The organism is Chryseobacterium artocarpi (assembly GCF_001684975.1).
GTDB classification, from domain to species: Bacteria; Bacteroidota; Bacteroidia; order Flavobacteriales; family Weeksellaceae; genus Chryseobacterium; species Chryseobacterium artocarpi.
The window spans coordinates 519,101-537,495 of record NZ_MAYH01000001.1; the positions used below are offsets into that span (position 1 = coordinate 519,101).

General features: G+C 36.1%; 20 protein-coding genes. All 20 read left to right on the top strand.

All coding sequences use genetic code 11. The annotated features are described in order from the left end of the window. Positions 1-8 precede the first annotated feature (8 nt). Positions 9-872, top strand: coding sequence for an SDR family oxidoreductase (locus BBI01_RS02165; protein ID WP_065393043.1), 864 nt, complete (start codon positions 9-11; stop codon positions 870-872). Positions 873-1,108: 236 nt separating this feature from the next. Beyond that, positions 1,109-1,705: a Crp/Fnr family transcriptional regulator gene (locus BBI01_RS02170; RefSeq protein WP_065393044.1), complete on the top strand. Its 597-nt coding sequence runs from the start codon at positions 1,109-1,111 to the stop codon at positions 1,703-1,705. Between the two features lie 436 nt (positions 1,706-2,141). Beyond that, positions 2,142-2,738 (top strand): Crp/Fnr family transcriptional regulator, encoded by a 597-nt coding sequence (locus tag BBI01_RS02175; protein ID WP_083189987.1) that lies wholly within the window; start codon positions 2,142-2,144, stop codon positions 2,736-2,738. Positions 2,739-2,779: 41 nt separating this feature from the next. After that, on the top strand, positions 2,780-3,394 hold the full coding sequence (locus BBI01_RS02180) for a Crp/Fnr family transcriptional regulator (RefSeq protein WP_228393921.1): 615 nt from the start codon (positions 2,780-2,782) through the stop codon (positions 3,392-3,394). Positions 3,395-3,600: 206 nt separating this feature from the next. Continuing rightward, a complete protein-coding gene (locus tag BBI01_RS02185; RefSeq protein WP_065393046.1) occupies positions 3,601-4,239 on the top strand; it encodes a KGG domain-containing protein in 639 nt (212 codons plus the stop codon). Then, positions 4,169-4,900, top strand: a complete 732-nt coding sequence (locus BBI01_RS02190) for a ferritin-like domain-containing protein (protein WP_228393922.1) — start codon at positions 4,169-4,171, stop codon at positions 4,898-4,900. The genes BBI01_RS02185 and BBI01_RS02190 overlap by 71 nt, the downstream gene beginning before the upstream one ends. A 62-nt stretch (positions 4,901-4,962) precedes the next feature. After that, positions 4,963-5,265 (top strand): hypothetical protein, encoded by a 303-nt coding sequence (locus tag BBI01_RS02195; protein WP_123862055.1) that lies wholly within the window; start codon positions 4,963-4,965, stop codon positions 5,263-5,265. A gap of 15 nt (positions 5,266-5,280) precedes the next feature. Continuing rightward, the gene (locus tag BBI01_RS02200; protein ID WP_065393049.1) at positions 5,281-5,658 is read left to right on the top strand and encodes a hypothetical protein; all 378 of its coding nucleotides are present in this window, start codon (positions 5,281-5,283) and stop codon (positions 5,656-5,658) included. A 55-nt stretch (positions 5,659-5,713) separates the two neighbouring features. After that, positions 5,714-7,852: a catalase gene (locus BBI01_RS02205; RefSeq protein ID WP_065393050.1), complete on the top strand. Its 2,139-nt coding sequence runs from the start codon at positions 5,714-5,716 to the stop codon at positions 7,850-7,852. Positions 7,853-7,979: 127 nt separating this feature from the next. Further along, complete coding sequence (locus BBI01_RS02210) at positions 7,980-8,480, top strand: CinA family protein (protein ID WP_065393051.1); 501 nt, start codon at positions 7,980-7,982, stop codon at positions 8,478-8,480. A gap of 37 nt (positions 8,481-8,517) precedes the next feature. After that, on the top strand, positions 8,518-9,264 hold the full coding sequence (locus BBI01_RS02215) for an SDR family oxidoreductase (protein ID WP_065393052.1): 747 nt from the start codon (positions 8,518-8,520) through the stop codon (positions 9,262-9,264). 192 nt (positions 9,265-9,456) lie between these two features. Further along, positions 9,457-10,071 (top strand): hypothetical protein, encoded by a 615-nt coding sequence (locus tag BBI01_RS02220; RefSeq protein WP_123862056.1) that lies wholly within the window; start codon positions 9,457-9,459, stop codon positions 10,069-10,071. A gap of 107 nt (positions 10,072-10,178) precedes the next feature. Next, positions 10,179-10,958, top strand: coding sequence for a non-homologous end joining protein Ku (ku, locus tag BBI01_RS02225; protein ID WP_065393054.1), 780 nt, complete (start codon positions 10,179-10,181; stop codon positions 10,956-10,958). 48 nt (positions 10,959-11,006) lie between these two features. Beyond that, the gene (locus BBI01_RS02230) at positions 11,007-11,618 is read left to right on the top strand and encodes a DNA polymerase ligase N-terminal domain-containing protein (protein ID WP_065393055.1); all 612 of its coding nucleotides are present in this window, start codon (positions 11,007-11,009) and stop codon (positions 11,616-11,618) included. A 65-nt stretch (positions 11,619-11,683) separates the two neighbouring features. Continuing rightward, positions 11,684-13,546 carry a DNA ligase D gene (gene ligD / locus BBI01_RS02235; protein ID WP_065393056.1) on the top strand — a complete coding sequence of 621 codons (1,863 nt, stop codon included), beginning with the start codon at positions 11,684-11,686 and terminating at the stop codon, positions 13,544-13,546. 54 nt (positions 13,547-13,600) lie between these two features. Next, entirely contained in the window at positions 13,601-14,926 is a 1,326-nt protein-coding gene (locus tag BBI01_RS02240; protein WP_083189988.1) for an NAD(P)/FAD-dependent oxidoreductase, read from the top strand. Positions 14,927-15,211: 285 nt separating this feature from the next. Next, positions 15,212-15,382 (top strand): lmo0937 family membrane protein, encoded by a 171-nt coding sequence (locus tag BBI01_RS22445; protein ID WP_123862057.1) that lies wholly within the window; start codon positions 15,212-15,214, stop codon positions 15,380-15,382. A gap of 287 nt (positions 15,383-15,669) precedes the next feature. Next, a complete protein-coding gene (locus BBI01_RS02245; RefSeq protein WP_065393057.1) occupies positions 15,670-16,548 on the top strand; it encodes a helix-turn-helix domain-containing protein in 879 nt (292 codons plus the stop codon). Positions 16,549-16,637: 89 nt separating this feature from the next. Next, complete coding sequence (locus tag BBI01_RS02250) at positions 16,638-17,693, top strand: alpha/beta hydrolase (RefSeq protein WP_065393058.1); 1,056 nt, start codon at positions 16,638-16,640, stop codon at positions 17,691-17,693. 76 nt (positions 17,694-17,769) lie between these two features. Beyond that, on the top strand, positions 17,770-18,330 hold the full coding sequence (locus tag BBI01_RS02255; RefSeq protein ID WP_065393059.1) for a sugar O-acetyltransferase: 561 nt from the start codon (positions 17,770-17,772) through the stop codon (positions 18,328-18,330). Positions 18,331-18,395 lie beyond the last annotated feature (65 nt).

Genomic DNA, 18,395 nt, shown 5'->3' on the forward strand with positions numbered 1-18,395 from the left:
AGAAGAAAATGGAAAAAGCAGCTAAAAAAAAGATTCGTCCCTTACAGCAACAAAACCGACCGGGATCAGAAACAAATATGAATCCGGTTCCGGAGACAGCACCATTGAAATATCCGAAAGAAGGGAAATTAAAAAATAAGGTAGCATTAATTACTGGAGGAGACAGTGGAATAGGAAAGGCGGTAGCTTTATTGTTTGCAAAAGAAGGAGCTGATATTATTATTGCTTATCTAAGCGAAACAAAAGATGCCAAACAGACTCAAAAAGAAGTGGAAGCATTCTCCAGAACATGTACTTTGATTAAAGGAGATTTAGGAAAAGAAAACCATTGCAAAAAAGTAATTCAAAACAGTATTAAAATTCATAAGAAAATTGATATCATAGTCAATAATGCAGGGCTCCATTGGGAAGCAGAATCTATTGAAAAAATTAGCACAGAACAATTGCTAACAACTTTTCAAAATAATTTTTTCTCCTATTTCTGGATTACAAAATATGCAATGCCCTATCTTAAAAAAGGAGCAAGCATTATAAACACTTCTTCAGTTACTGCTTACAGAGGAAGTCCCAAACTGATCGATTACTCCGCAACCAAAGGAGCCATCATTTCCTTCACCCGAAGTTTATCTGCAAACCTTATTGAAAAAGGAATCCGAGTAAATGCTGTGGCACCGGGACCGGTTTGGACCCCATTAATTGCATCCTCATTTAAGCCTAAAAAAAATTCTGAGTTTGGAAGTGATTCACCTATGAAACGAGCAGGAATGCCCAACGAAATTGCACCTTGTTTTTTGTTTTTAGCCTGTGATGACTCACGTTTTATCAGTGGTCAGGTTCTGCATCCTAATGGTGGAGAAATTGTAAACGGCTAAATTGTTAAAGCCAATTTTTCAGGTAAGATAGTATGCTTCCTATTTCTTTCAAGATAAAAGCTCTGGAAGATAACTTATGATCGTAATCATAAATTTTGATATTGTCTTTATCTATTTTTGAGGCTCAATAAAGAAACGTTATTGTTGAATTAGTCAACGTTTGCATAACTATCCGGAATGCAATTTTAATGTTTTCGTTTTATATAAATTAATAATAAAACTTTTAGCCTTCAAAAATGATATTTAATGAAGAACTTTTGCTTTCATTAGGAGCAGAAATGCAGACTTATAAAGCAAATGAGGTAATATTCACAGAGGGTGGACAGCCTAATTATTTTTATCAAATAATACACGGAAGCGTAAAACTGAATAATTACCATGAAGATGGAAGAGAATTTATTCATAGTGTTCCCTTCAAAGGGCATTGTTTCGGAGAAACGTTTTTATTTTCGGAAGTTCCATATCCTATCAATGCTATTGCTTTGGAAGATTCAGATATTCTGAGACTTCCCAAACTGAAATTTCTGGCTTTTTTAAAAAAATGTCCCAAGTCTTTATGGGAGTTGTATGAATATACTGCGGAGAGAATGTATTATAGGTATATTATGCTTAATAATCTTTCGGTAAGCAATCCCTTGTATCGGGTGAGACAATTGATGGATTGTTTGAAAACCTATCATCAGTATAAAGAACCTTTTTCTTATCAGATCCCGTTTACAAGACAGCAATTAGCTTCATTAACTGGGCTAAGAATCGAGACTGTAATACGGGTGGTAAAAAAAATGGAAAAGCAAAAAATGGTAAAAATAGAGTTGGGTAAAATATTCTATTAGCTTTTCAGAATTATAGTGTTTGAGATTTGATTATCTTTATTTTGAATGTTGTTTTTATGATCAGTATCATAAGATAAAGGGAAAATAATGAATTAAATTTGTAAATCACACCGCAAAATTTATTATTATGAAATCAGTATTGTTTCAGCCCTACCTTTAAGCATACTGCTGAGTCTTACATCCTAACCTTTATTTTATCTACGTTTTATAACTTGATCTAATTTGTTGAATTATATTGAGTTATCTGATTTGTTGATTTAGATGTTTTTGATAAAGGGAGCTAATGATGAGCTGACAACAATATACTTTTTATGTTTTTCCTTTTTTAATGATTTAACTTTAATTAACAGCATGAAGGTTTAATATTTGTACTCATATCTATAAGTTACCGGTAATATTTTTTATTAAACGTCAGAAAACATTAAAAAAAATAATTATGGTTATTAAAGAAAATTTGTTGTATGCAATGGGAGCCAGTACTAATATGTATTCAGCGGGAGAAACGATTTTTTCAGAAGGAGCCTGGCCAGCATTTTATTACCAGATTATAAAAGGAGAAGCAAAACTGAACAATTACAATGAAGAAGGAAAAGAAACCATACAGATTATCATAGAAGATGGTCAGAGTATCGGAGAATCTTTATTGTTTATGGAGAAGCCTTATCCTATGAATGCGGTTGCAATCACTGAATGTGAAATAGTAAAACTTCCGCGAAAGGCATTTCTCAATTTATTGAGAGAAGATGCTGAAATTTCTTATGAAATGAATAAATGTCTCTCTCAAAGACTTTATTTTAAACTGATTATGACTCAGAACCTTTCCTCCCAAAGCCCTATGCTAAAACTTATGGCACTTATGGATTATCTGAAAAGCTTTGCAAAAGATCAGCAGCAATATTCTTTTAAAGTTCCTCTAACAAGACAGCAGATGGCGGGGCTTACCGGTCTTTGCGTAGAAACTACAATACGAACCATCAAAGGAATGGAAAGAGCGCTGATGCTGAGGATAGAAGATCGTAAAATTATGTATTAAAACTTTTCGTCACCAAAAAACTTTATTTTAAACTAGAGACCATGAAGACAAAAAGTTGTATGAACATAGAAGAGTCGCTTTTGTATTCATCGGGTGCAGACTTGAAAACCTTTAAAAAAGGAGAAATGGTCTTTAGAGAAGGAGACCAGGTTTTATATTACTTTCAGATTGTGGAAGGAAAAATGAAGCTTAATACTTATAATGAAGAAGGCAAAGAGTTTATTCATAATATTCTTGGGAAAAAGCAGAGTTTTGGCGATTCCCTTCTTTTTTTGGATAAGCAATATCCTATGAATGCAATCTGCTTATCTCCAACAGAAATCATAAGACTTCCAAAAAACAACTTTATGAAATTGCTGGAAAAATATCCGCATATTTCAATGGAAATGAATCATTGTTTGTCCCAGCGGTTATATTATAAGCTGGTGATGATGCAGAATATGGCTTCACTAAACCCTTCCGTAAGATTAAAAGGCTTATTGGACTATCTCAGAAGTTTTCATGATGAGGACTGTGAGCATTGCTTCCCCGTAGAGCTTACCAGACAACAGATTGCCAATTTGGTAGGTCTCCGCGTAGAGACAGTGATCAGAGCCTTGAAAAAAATGGAACAGGAAGGTAAAATTAAAATAGAAAACAGAAAAATTCTATACTAATAATCATTCAATATGACTGGAGTCATAAATAAGTGAAATATAAAGCTGTACATTTGAATTACAAATTATTCTAAATCCCGTTTGGGGGATCATTTTACGAAGCAGTGCTTCGGCGTTCAATATCAAATAAACTTAACTGATTGCTGTCTAATACTAGTCACGGCCAGCAATAGACATCACTAAATATTAATTATAAAAATTCAGTTATGAACACTAGAAATTCAAAAAATCGAAGTTCAAGAGGACGCTCATCCAGTAATCTTGAAGAAGTATATCAATTAGGGTATGACCATGGATATAACGATGCATCAAGAGATGAAGATTATGATGATGACTTTGCAGAATATGAAGATTATTTTGACGAAGATGATGATGACGATGACAATTATCATAATAGTTATGACAATGATTATGACGACGAGGATTATGATGACGACGAGGATGATGACGATTACGACGATAATAGACGCCGTGGCAGAGGAAATAGCGGAAACCAACAAAGAGACAGCCAGGGAAGATTTACTTCTGGCGGAGGAGGTAGCTCCCGTGGACGTTCTAATTCCGGTTCGGGATCAAGATCAGATAACAGAGGCAGGTCTTCCGGCAATTCAAATTCCGGCTCTGGTTCAGGAAGATCAGGAAATGGAAGAAATTCTAATTCAAGATCCGAAAGCAGCAATAGTTCCGGCAGAAGCTCTAATTCAGGCTCAGGCACATCAAAAAGAGGATTTGCTTCAATGAGTAAAGCAGAACGTACAAGAATCGCAAGAATGGGTGGACAGGCATCCCACGGAGGTGGAAGAAGCTCAGGCCGTTCAGGATTCGGAGGCAGACGTAATTCATAATTCTTTTTCCTGGATTACCTCTTTAAATATTTATAAAGGGGTAATCTTTTTCAAAATAAACACCATTCACACCATGCCCAATAAAATATTAGAAACGAACAGTACTGTTCCTGCTGCCAAGAAAGGTACGGGAGATAAGTCAACCATCAACAAAGATGAGATGAAGAATGCTCCGCTTCACAAATTCTTCGTGAGTGCCCTGAAAGATATTTACTATGCGGAAAATGCCATTCTTGAAGCATTGGAAAAGATGCAGGAAGCCGCTACAACAGAAGAACTGAAGGATGCTTTTGAAGATCATCATCTTCAGACCCAAAAACACGTTAAGCGTCTGGAAAAAGTCTTCCAGCTCGTTGACGAAAAGCCTGAAAAGAAGGAATGTAAAGCCATTAAAGGAATCATCGAAGAAGGTGAAGAGGTTATCAAATCAACAGAAGATGGTTCTGCAACAAGAGACGTAGCATTAATTATTGCCGCACAAAAAGTAGAACACTACGAAATTGCCACTTACGGCGGGTTGGCTCAGCTAGCCATAACGATGGGGCATGACAAGGCTGCGGATCTTCTTGAAAGAACCCTTCAGGAAGAAGAAGATACAGATTCTCATCTTACGGATATTGCGGAGACATCCATCAATTTTGATGCAGAACAAGAAGACTAAACTATGCAATGAGCCATGTAGTCTTTTCTACGTGGCTTATTTTAATCATGAAATCAAAATATATGGACTGTCAGAAAATTGTAAAAACACTGAAACACACTGATTTTGTAAAAGTATCCCATACAGGAAAGTGTTTCGAGGATGGAGCTGCAATTTATGCCAAAGAGATCAGAGAAAATATCTTCCTTTTATTTATCATTCTGAAAGATATTGATATCGAAAATATACAGGCATTAATTGCTCATTTCGACTGTTTCAGCAGTATTGGATTAAAAGAACCGGAACAGATCATGTTTTATTTATCCATAAAAGATAAAAATGACCTTCATTATTTTGAACAATATCTGAGAGCTTCCCATAACTAATACCATTTTTTAAATATGACATTTGAAAACGACGCTTTGCAACATTCCGGGTTAAATGACAAAAACAATGCAATAGAGAATGAGTCTCTGTTTCCGCCTATCATCAACTCTTACGGAGTTACAGCTTTTCTGATCAAATCATTGGAAAAGATTAAAAACAATGCTACCTGTGAAGTTCTGAAAGGAGTAATAGATACTTATCTGGAAGAATATATACTTAATATCCGTGAGTTTCATTCTAAAAACACAACAGAAACTACAGATATGGATGCTGAAATAAGATTTGAATCCCCAGCCTTTACTTTGTACGCTAAAACAGCCTATTATAAAGTTTTGAAAGAAGAAGAGTATATCAACAGCCTTCTTAAAATTCTGGAAAGCAAAGCAGATTAGTGCCGCAGTATTCCCTTATTAACTGCTTTAACAATATACCAACCACAAAAAGATTATGAATATGAAAACCAATGAACCTAATCAAAAAGCAGAGCAGCTGGATGTACACAGTACTTCCAATGAAAATGAAAAGCTCACCACTAATCAGGGATTAAAAATCAATAACAACCAGGATTCTTTAAAAGCAGGAGAGCGTGGGCCTTCTTTGCTGGAAGACTTTATTCTGAGAGAAAAAATTACCCATTTTGATCATGAAAGAATTCCTGAAAGAGTTGTTCATGCAAGAGGTTCCGGAGCTCATGGTGTTTTTAAACTTAACAAAAGTCTTGTAGGCTACACCAAAGCCAGATTTTTAACAGAGCTTGGAAAAGAAACTCCGGTTTTCGTGAGATTTTCAACCGTTACGGGAAGTAAAGGAAGTACGGACCTGGCAAGAGATGTAAGAGGTTTTGCTATAAAATTTTATACTGAAGAAGGAAACTATGACCTTGTAGCCAATAATATGCCTGTATTTTTTATTCAGGATGCCATCAAATTTCCAGATCTGATACACGCTGTAAAACCGGAACCCGATAATGAAATTCCACAGGCTGCTTCCGCCCACGATACATTTTGGGACTTTATTTCACTCATGCCCGAAAGTATGCACATGATTATGTGGGTAATGAGTGATAGAGCCATTCCTAGGAGCCTCAGAATGATGGAAGGTTTTGGTGTACATTCTTTTAAATTCATCAATGAAGAAGGAAAAGTTCATTTTGTGAAATTTCATTTTAAACCCAGATTGGGAGTGCATTCCGTAGCCTGGAATGAAGCCCAGATTCTTTCAGGAGTAGATTCTGATTTTCATAAAAGAGACCTATGGGAAGCCATCGAAAATGGTGATTATCCTGAATGGGATTTCGGAGTACAGCTGATCCCTGAAGAAGATGAACATCAATTTGATTTTGATCTTCTTGATCCTACCAAATTGATCCCTGAAGAAGAAGTTCCTGTAGAAATCGTTGGAACTTTAACGCTTAACAGAAATCCGGATAATTTCTTTGCAGAAACAGAACAGGTTGCTTTTCATCCGGGACATATTATTCCTGGAATTGATTTTACCAATGATCCACTTCTGCAAGGAAGACTGTTTTCATATACAGATACTCAGCTTTCTAGACTGGGATCTCCTAATTTTCATGAAATACCCATCAACAGATCAATCAATACCATTCATAACAACCAGCGAGATGGTCATATGAGGCAGCAGATTGTCAAGGGAAAAAGCAGTTATGAGCCAAATTCTATCGGAGGAGGCTGCCCTTTTCAGGCTATGATGTCTGAAGGTGGATTTGCTTCCCAGCAGGAAAGAATTTCCGGAGAGAAAGTGAGAGAAAGAAGTAAAAGTTTTGTAGATCATTATTCACAGGCTAAACTATTTTACAACAGCCAGTCAACACCAGAAAAATTACACTTGCAGAATGCTCTGATTTTTGAATTGTCTAAAGTCACACGTCCTGAAATCAGAGAAAGAATGGTAGGGCAATTGGGGTACGTTGATATGTTCCTTGCATGGAGAGTAGCAGAAAAAGTAGGTGTGGAAGTTAAAAAACTGGAATGGCCTAATCAGAGCCTGCCGGCAGACAGCAATATTATTGAGCTTCAGAGTGAGGAAAGAGAACCCAAAATAAAAATTTCCGAAGCTCTGAGTATGCAGAATACAGTTAAAAATACGATTCAAAGCAGAAAGATTGGGTTTATCATTGCTGGAGGGGTAGATGCCGGAGCGATTAATGATTTGAAAGTAAAACTAGAAGGAGAAGGGGCGAGGGTGGAACTTATTGCTCCGAGTTTAGCGCCTGTGCGAACCAACGATGGCTCAACGTTACTTCCGAAACATTCGCTGACGAGTACGGCAAGTGTTTGCTTTGATGCTTTATACATTGCAGGAGGTGAAGACGCTGTTAAAGAATTATTAATCCCGGAAAACAGACATTTAGTGCTACATTTTATCAATGAAGCCTATAAACATTGTAAAGCCATTTATTTCGGGACAGATACTCAGGTGCTTTATCATAATTCCAATGTATCAGCGAAACAGCATGACGACCCGGGAATTATAACATGGGAAGACGGAGACCAGACAGGTAAATTCATTAACGCAATAGCCAAACACAGAGTTTGGGACCATGAAATGGAAAGAAACGCTTAAATCATACACATCCTTCATGCCACACACAATCACTTTAAGTATTTTAATATGAAAGCAATACTGCAATTTATTCATTCAGCAGCTTTTTTAAGCTTTCTTTTTTTAACCTCATTAAAAATATACTATTATGGATTTTCAACAGAATCTTCTTGAATATATAAGCCAGTCACTTATGACCATCGGTGAGAGCATTTCCATTGCAGAAAGTGTTACGTCAGGATGTTTGCAGCTGGCTTTTTCGCAGATGCCCAATGCTTCAATGTTCTATAAAGGAGGAATGACAACCTATTCCTTACCTGAAAAAGTGAGACTGCTAAAGGTCAACAGGAAGGAAGCAGAAGAATGCGACTGTGTTTCTGAAAATATTGCAGAAACAATGGCATTGAATGTAGCAGAATTGTATGAATCTGACTGGGCTATTGCCACAACAGGCTATTGTACACCCATCAGGAATTCCGGTTATAAAATTTTCGCTTATTTCTCATTTTCCTATAAAGGTGAGGTTATTCTGACTAAAAAACTGGAACTGCATCCTAAAACCCAGGCTCTGAATGCTCAGCTATACTATACCGAATTTATTCTGGGGTGTTTTAAAAGCGAATTAAACAGACTTTTAATCTTAAAATAAAATCTGTGGATGAAGCAATCAATTAAAAGAGTTTGAAATGGGAAAATTAGACACCAGATCTGTTTTGATTACCGGAGCCGACAGCGGAATCGGTAAAGCTGTAGCACTTCTTTTTGCATTGGAAGGAGCAGATATTGCCATTATTTATCATTCGAGTGATAACGATGCTGAAAAAACGAAAAGAGAAATTGAAAGCCTAAATAGAAAATGCATCATATTTCAAGGTGATATCAATGATTATGATTTTTGTGAAAAAACGGTAAAAGAAGTTATTTCAGGATTTGGAAAAATTGATATTCTTGTCAATAATGCCGGAGTTCAGTTTTCTGCAGACAGTATTGAACAGCTTGAAGAAAAAAACATCAGACAGACCTTTGATTCTAATATTGTGGGAATGATTCTATTAACGAAAGTCGTATTTCCCTATCTGAAAGAAGGAAGCTGCGTGATCAATACCACCTCGGTTTCTGCCTATCAGGGGCATCCTGAACTCCTTGATTATTCTGCAACAAAAGGAGCTATTGTTTCTTTTACCCGTTCATTGGCATTACAGGCTAAACCAAAAGGAATCCGTATTAACGCCGTTGCTCCAGGACCTGTGGCTACACCACTTACTGAAGAAACATTTGATGAAAAAGAAGAAAACCCTAACATACCTCCTTTGGAAAGAAATGCAACTCCGGAAGAAATAGCCTTCAGTTTTCTGTTTCTGGCGGGTTCAGATGCCTCACAAATAACAGGACAGGTACTTCATCCCAATGGCGGATTGATTGTAAATGGTTAAAAAGTAACCCATCAAAATATTTAAAATATTAAAACAACAGCATTTATTTTAGGAGTCCTCAGCTTATTTGCTTTTGCTTGGAGCAGAGGTAATTATCTGTCAGTTTTAAAGCCGAAAAATAGGTCACACACAAGTTAGGATCTCTTGAATAGACATCGGTACACCCTACGACGAAAATTAAAAATGAAACCTATGAAACCTAAAGAAATGTTCGGTCTTCCCATTCAGAAGAAAGGAAGTTACCACGACACAGAATCTAAGAAAAAGTATGTTGCCCCTGAGCGTGTTGATCAGGTTTTCAACAAACTTAGAGAAAGACTTATGTTAATCAACAATTGGAAAAGCTACTGTGGTGAAGGGTTTGCAGATTTTAAACTTTTCGACTCGAAGGGTGAAATGATTAATAGATATCCTTTAATCGGAGATTATATCAGGATAGATATTCCTGGACCAGGAACCGTAGAAGCTAAGGGGTTTGACTGGGTTGAAATTGTGGATCTGTTTGAAGAGCAAACCCATGGTATTTGTCTTGATTTTGTAATGATGACTTGCAGACCTTCGAAAAGCCCTCAGGATAAGACCTCTGAACATATAGTACATTTTTATTCTGATCAGGCTACCTCTACATTTGGAATCTTTAAAGGAAGAGACTTTATTCAGGCAGGAATATACGGGAGAAATGAAACACCTAATATGGATGCTCAGTTTTTAGACAAAGCCAGAAACCTGTTGATTGCAGCCGGTGGAATGATTGGGGTGTCAAAAATTGAATGGAAAACACTGGTGAATGGTTTGTTGGATTTTTAATGATTTGAAAATAAAGGTGTTAAAGAATTTATAAAAATATCCCAATAAATACTATTTAGATCAATTTGGAAAAGGTTTTGTACTCTAACAGCTAAAAACAAAAAAATATGAGAGCGATCTGGAATGGAGCAATAGGTTTTGGATTGGTGAATATACCGATCAAGCTGTACTCGGCCAGTGAATCGAGTACATTAGATCTGGATATGCTGGATAAAAAAGATCTCAGCAATATCAAATACAAAAGGGTAAATGAAAATACCAACAAAGAAGTAGCCTGGGAAAATATAGTAAAAGGGTATAAAATAGAAGACAAATACATTGTATTGGAAGATGAGGATTTCCAGGCGGTAAGTCCTGAAAAATCAAAAATTCTCAGCATCTTACAGTTTGTAAAAGAAGAAGAAGTGGATCCCGCTCTTTTTGAAACCCCTTATTTTTTAGAACCTCAAAAAAATGGGGAAGCTGCCTATAAATTATTGCTGAAAGCCTTAATGAAAACAAAAATGGCAGGAATAGGTTCCTTTATTTTAAGAGAAAGGGAAATTCTTTGCATGATTCGTCCTTATCAGGATGAAATTCTCATGGTAAACCGAATGCGGTATCCGGAAGAAATGAGAATGTATGAAGACCTGAAAATTCCATCAGGAAAAGCACCGAAAGCTGAAGAACTTAAAATGGCGGAAACATTAATTAAATCTTTAGCAGAAACTTTCGACCCTTCAAAGTACAGGGATACATACAATGAAGACCTTTTGAAAATTATAAAACAGAAAGCAAAAGGTAAAATAAAAAAAGTTAAAGAAACAAAACAGCCTGCGGGAAAAGCAACTGACCTTATGGCAATGCTGAAAGCCAGCCTGGAATCCGGAAAAAGAAAAGCAGGATAAGACTTTAATCAGATAATAATTTTTCGTTCAACTTTAAATTTTTGTAAGATGCCATTAGAAGAATATCATAAAAAGAGAGACTTTAAGGCAACTTCCGAACCGGAAGGCAAAGAAATAGAAAGTAAAACAAAACTGAGATTTGTGATTCAGCGTCATGCAGCAACACGTCTGCATTACGATTTTCGACTGGAAATGGAAGGAGTTCTTAAAAGCTGGGCCGTTCCGAAAGGTCCTTCCCTTAATCCTTCAGATAAAAGACTGGCAATGATGGTGGAAGATCATCCTTATGAATATCGCACATTCGAAGGAAGTATTCCCAAAGGAAATTACGGTGCCGGTGAAGTGGAAATCTGGGATGAGGGAACCTATGAACCTTTGGAAAAAATAGACGGAAAAAGCGATGATCTGGTAATGCGTTCAGAACTGCATAAGCAATCCCTTAAGTTTATTTTGCATGGTAAAAAACTGAAAGGTGAGTTTGCTTTGGTGAAAATTAAAAATTCAACAGACGAAAACGCATGGCTTCTTATCAAACATAAAGACCGCTATGCCGTTGCAGAAGACTATGATGCTGAAGAACATACTTCAAAAAATTCTAAAGTCACAGCTTATCTCCAGGAGAAAAGCAGTAAAAAAAAAATAATACCGCCGAAAGCTTAAAGCATTACAAAAATTATACGCCGGCACTTTCCGGAGAGAGAAAACTTCCCGATTTTATAAAGCCCATGCTCTGTAAAACAAGCGAAAAACCGTTTGACGACAAAGATTGGGCTTTTGAAATAAAATGGGATGGATATAGAGCGATTGCCGATACCAGAAATGGTGAAATCAGGCTGTATTCCAGAAACGGACTGGATTTTTCAAAGTCATTTAAAAAAGTTGCAGATGCACTCAAAATTCAGAGTCACGAAATGGTTCTGGATGGTGAAATCGTTGCATATGATGATAAAGGAAAACCTAATTTCCAATGGCTGCAGAGAATTGCGGAACAAAATACAGACCTGGTTCTCATCTATCAGGTGTTCGATTTGCTATGGCTGAACGGACATTCCACAGAAAATCTTTCTTACCTACAGCGAAAAGAACTGCTTAAAGATGCTCTGATTGAAGATGATGTCATTAAGTATCACGACCATGTTCTTCAAAACGGAAAGGATTTCTTCCAGGTCGCCGAAAATATGGGACTGGAAGGAATTATTGCTAAAAAAGCTGACAGTGAATACAAAGAAAACATCAGAAGCTCCGAATGGCTGAAAATAAAGATCCATAAAAGTGACGAAGCACTGATCTGTGGTTTTACTACTCCAAAAGGCTCAAGAAAACACTTCGGGTCCCTTATTTTAGGGAAATACCTGAATGGGGAACTCATATTTTGCGGACATACAGGAACAGGATTTACAGAGCGAAGCCTTAAAGAGATTTATCAGAAATTACAACCTCTGATGGTGAAGCAATCGGCATTTAAAATAACTCCTAAAACCAATTCCAAAGCAACATGGCTTCAACCTGAATTGGTAGCTGAGATAAAATATACAGAACTTACGAAAGACCATATCTACCGGCATCCGGTTTTTTTAAGACTAAGAGAAGATATTGATAATAGAGATGTAAAATTTGATACGGATTCACCTCAAAAACAGCCTGAAATGAAAGCTAAAGCAACGACAAAAAAAGCAACAGATAAAGTCAGGAAAATCGGAAAACAGCAGGTTACCCTTACCAATCAGAATAAAATATATTTTCCTGATGACGAAATTACAAAAGGTGATATTATAGACTATTATCAGAGTGTTTCGAAATTTATTTTGCCCCATCTGAAAAACCGTCCCCAATCACTCAACCGTTTTCTAAATGGAATCGAAGGGCTGAGCTTCTATCAGAAAGATGCGGATGAACATACGCCGGACTGGGTGAATCTGCAAAAAATATTCTCTGAAAGTAATGACAAATACATCAATTATATCATTTGTAATGATAAAGAAACATTGGCCTATCTGAATAATCTAGGCTGTATTGAACTGAATGTCTGGACAAGCCGTATACCAAAGGTCGATTTTCCAGATTATTTGGTACTTGACCTTGATCCTTCTGAAAAAAATACATTTGAAGAGGTGATAGAAACTGCATTGGCTGTTAAAGAAGTTCTGGATAAGGCAGGTATTATCGGCTATCCGAAAACCTCAGGAAGTTCCGGTATACATGTATATATTCCTATGGGAGCGAAATATACCTATGATCAGGTGAAAGATTTTGGACATGTGCTTATGCAGCTGGTTCATCAGGAACTTCCAGAGCTTACGACACAGGAAAGAAGTCTTCAAAAAAGAGATAAAAATAAAATTTATCTGGATTATTTACAGAACAGACGAGCGCAGACCTTGGCAAGTGTATACAGTGTACGCCCAAAACCCGGAGCGCCTGTTTCCGCACCATTAGAATGGAATGAAGTAAAAAAAGGACTTCATCCAACTGATTTTACTATTTACAACATGGCAGAACGTTTACAGGAAAAGGGAGATCTCTTCAAGCCAATTTTAGGAAAAGGAATAGATCTTTTAAAGGCTATCAATAGATTAGGAAATGTATAGTGATAATTCAAGGTTTAGAAGGTGAGAGTATTTTAACTTTAACATCGATCAGGTATGAAAAAACATATTGTCATTGTAGGTGGAGGATTCGCAGGGATTAATCTTATAAAATCTTTGGTAAATGATAACAGATTTATAATAACATTGGTAGATAAGAACAATTACCATTTTTTTCCGCCGCTTATTTACCAGGTTGCCACTTCTTTTATTGAAGCATCTAATATTAGTTATCCGTTCAGAAAGTTATTTTCAAACTATAAAAACGTACGGTTTTACATGGGAAGTTTAGTGAGGGTGATTCCTGAAACCAAAACGATAGAAACGGAGAATGGAGAACTTCAATATGATGAGCTCGTTTTAGCGATGGGAACAGAATCTAACTTCTTTGGAATGGAAAATGTCCAGAAATGCGCCCTGCCTATGAAAACTATTGATGAAGCAATTTATGTAAGAAATTATATGCTTTTGACCATGGAAGAAGCAGCAAGAAATAAGAATGTGAAAGACTCACCGAAGTTGCAGAATATCGTGATTGCAGGAGGTGGTCCCACAGGAGTAGAACTGGCGGGAATGATTGCTGAAATGGGACAATATATAGCAGAGAAAGAATATCCCGAAATTAATAGGAGTTTTTCTCATATTTATCTTATTGATGCACTTCCTTCTTTACTTTCTCCCATGAGTAAGATGGCTCAGGAAGCAGCTTATGATAAATTGGATAAGCTTGGGGTTAAAATTATTTTAAATGTTGCAGTGAAAGATTATGTAGATTCAAAAGTCATACTGGCGGATGGAAAATCTATTGAAACAGAAACATTAATATGGACATCAGGAGTCATTGGACGGGAAGTAAAAGGGCTACCTCTGGAAAGTATAGGAAAAGGGAGAAGGATTTTAGTAGATGAATACAATAGAGTTAAAGAAACGGATCATATTTATGCTTTGGGAGATATATGCTTGCAGACCACGGAAGAAAAATACCCTAAAGGTCATCCTCAATTAGCACAGGTTGCTATTCAGCAAGGTAAAAATTTAGGGAAGAATTTTAAAAGAATTGAAGATGAAAAAATCCTATCTCCATTTATATATAAAGATAAAGGAACAATGGCCATTATTTCAAAATTCAATGCAGTAGTAGATCTTCCGGGATTTTCATTTAAGGGAGTTACAGCTTGGCTAACCTGGCTGTTTATTCATATTATTCCTTTGGTAGGTTTTCGAAATAAGCTCCGTTTAGCCCTGGATTGGTTAAGATTATTTATTACAAATAATCCTTCAATAAGGCTGATCCTTCGACCAAAAAAAATAATTGGCAGAGCAATATTAAATGATTCTATTCTATGTGATAATAAAAAGAGGCTGTCTCAAAAGTCAAAATAATTTAGCTTTTGTCATTCTGACGAAGGAAGGATCTCATTGTTGGTCAATTGTTTGAGATTCTTCATTACATTGCATTTCATTCAGAATGACACTTTTGAGACAGTCTCATAAATAATGCTGGAAATAAATATGGATGACGGTTGTGTAGAGCTAATTAAAGAATAGAATTCTGTTTATGACCTGAATCATAAATAAAACATTTTTAAAGAGATACCTTTGGGTAGATGAGGTCCCAATAGCTGGGCAATGAGACTATTTTTATTGTATAACTTTAATTTTTTTGTTATGAGAAGTATATTATGGTTAGTAGCAGTTATCTGTATTGTGGTGTGGCTTTTAGGAATTTTAGGAATCATACCGGGGATTAGTACAGGATATTTAGTACATGTTCTATTGGTAATCGCAATTATTGTGGTTCTTTATAATATTATTACCGGAAAGAAACCACTTGATTAGATTAGCAGGGATTCATCATATTCTAAGTTGTATTCGGGAAAAGAGATATTTTAAAAAAGTATGTTTTTCCCAAATTCGTTTTTAATAAAGGATGAATTAATTTTGTTATAAATAAAAATGGTACTCCTTGTTTTAAAGGGTACATGACAATGGTTAAATAAACTTTAATAAATATGGCATCTCATTAGTAGATATGGATGGTTTTTTTTAGTGCTAGGAATAATTAAGCTATAGCAAAATACATTTTAGTATTTATATTTATAGTTTGATTTTCTTAACTTTGAAAAATGAAAGGAAAGGTAAAAAGAGTTGTTTCGGAGTTTAATAGTGAATTAAAACTAAAAGGTTTCCGTGCCTTCCAGATTGAGCAGGACGGGAGTGAAACCCGTGTATACAGCAGAAAAGAATTCTATAAAATCTGCCTTACAACCGGGAAAAGTAAAATTCATTATTCTGATAAAAGTTTCGAGCAGGAAGGAACGGTGCTTTTTTTCGGAAACCCACATATTCCTTATTCCTGGGAAACGATTTCAACAACTTATAAAGGGTATACCATTCTTTTTTCTGAAGAATTTTTTAAGAATTCTGAACGTTCTGAAAGTTTACAGCAGTCATCTTTCTTTAAAATCGGTGGAACTCCTGTCCTGAAAATTGCCGAAGAGCAAAGACAATTTCTTAATACTATTTTCCAAAAGATGATTGCAGAACAGGAAAGCGATTATGTTTATAAGGATGAGCTGATACGCAACTACATCAGTCTTATCATTCATGAATCTCTGAAGCTGGAACCTGCAGAAAATTTTGATCAGAATAAAAATGCGGCATCAAGGCTATCATCCGTTTTTCTGGAACTGTTGGAAAGACAATTTCCCATTGAAACTACAGACCAATCTCTGCAATTGAAGTCCGCTCAGGATTTTGCGAAGAATCTGAATGTTCACGTCAATTATCTCAATCGTGCAGTAAAAGAAGTTACAGGAAAATCGACGACAGCTCATATCACAGAACGTATACTTACAGAAGCAAAAGCATTGTTGCAACACACCGATTGGAATATTTCAGAAATTGCTTTTGCGCTCGGATTCGATTATCCGACGTATTTTAATAACTTTTTTAAAAAGCAAACAGGAACCAATCCAAAAGCTTTTCGTTTGACGGAGGTTTGATTTTCTTAATTTTTGGTTTGATTATCATTAACTATTAGCAATCCGCTGTTTCTAATTTTGTATTAGTAATTTTTAAACAAAATTCAGATATGAAAATAGTAACAACAGTGATGGCTCTGTCCCTTCTTTTTATCGGACAGGCATTTGCGCAGAATAAAAAATCAAATCAAACCAAAATGAATGCAACAGAACAAAACGAGCATTATACTTTCGAGCTAAGTGATAAAGTTACCCGAAAAGCCGTTACCTTCAAAAACCGTTACGGAATAACGCTTTCCGGAGATTTATACCTTCCCAAAAATGCAGGGAACGAAAAACTGGCAGCTCTGGCAATCAGTGGACCTTTTGGTGCGGTGAAAGAACAATCTTCAGGTTTATATGCCAATCAAATGGCGGAAAGGGGTTTTGCTGTTATCGCTTTTGATCCTTCTTATACCGGAGAAAGTGGAGGTGAGCCGAGAGATATTGCTTCTCCAGACATCAATACGGAAGATTTCAGTGCGGCAGTTGATTTCTTAGGACTTCAACACAATGTAGACCGCAACAAAATCGGAATCATTGGGATTTGTGGCTTTGCAACTTTTGCATTGAATGCAACCATTGCCGACAAACGAGTGAAAGCAGTAGCGACAACAAGTGCTTATGATATTTCAAGAGTGAGCGCTAAAGGCTATTATGATAAAATGACTTCTGAAGAACGTACGAAAGCTTTCGAAACAATGAGCCTGCAACGTTGGGTGGATGCTGAAAATGGAAAGCCTGAATATCCGACAACCCATTTACCTGAAAAATTAAACGGTGATGAACCTCAGTTTGTAAAGGATTATTTTGATTATTACAAAACGCCGAGAGGGTATCACAAACGTTCTTTAAACTCCAATAAAGGCTGGACGAAAACCAATTCGATATCTTTTGCCAACTCGGTGATGTTGAGTTATATCAAAGAAATTTCTCCAAGACCAATGCTTCTGATTGCCGGAGAAAATGCACACTCCAAATATATGAGTGAAGATATTTACAAAATGGCTGCGGAACCGAAAGAATTGATGATTATTCCGAATGCTGTTCACGTAGATTTATATGACAAAGTGGATGTGATTCCTTTTGAAAAACTGGATAATTTCTTCAGAACGAATTTAAAATAATTGAACATTGCAATAGTTAAATCCACTTTTTAAATTGGCGGATTTTTAGCGTTTTTATTTTTCTAAATATTTAAAAATGAGTTTTAACAAAGATATTTTTGCCAGACTTCGGAATGGTGAAACAATAATGCCTGATGATCCTGAAATTCATAAATTGCTGCAGGCTTCTTATGAAGTTAAGAAACAGTTGATTCTATTAAATACTTCCACAGAACCGGATGAGATTTTAAAAATATTAAGTGAGATTGTAGGTGAAAAATTGGAGAATGTAGCGGTATTTACACCTATTTATATCAACTACGGAAAGCATCTCAGCATCGGTAAAAATGTATTCATTAACTTTGATTGTACCTTTCTTACTTTGGGCGGAATTACGATTGAAGACGACGTTTTAATCGGTCCGAAAGTTAGTCTGATCACTGAAAATCATCCTTTAGAACCTCAGCACAGAAAAGGATTGATAGGAAAATCTATTCATATTAAAAAAAATGCGTGGATAGGAGCCAGTGCAACCATTCTTCCTGGAGTTACGATTGGCGAAAATTCGGTAGTTGCAGCTGGAGCGGTGGTTTCCAAAGATGTTCCAGATAATGTTGTGGTGGGAGGGATTCCTGCGAAAATCATAAAAACAATTTAGAGGCTGTCTCAGATGAAGAATACGCTGAAGCCAACAAAAAATAATTTTCTATAAAGAGCAAAAAT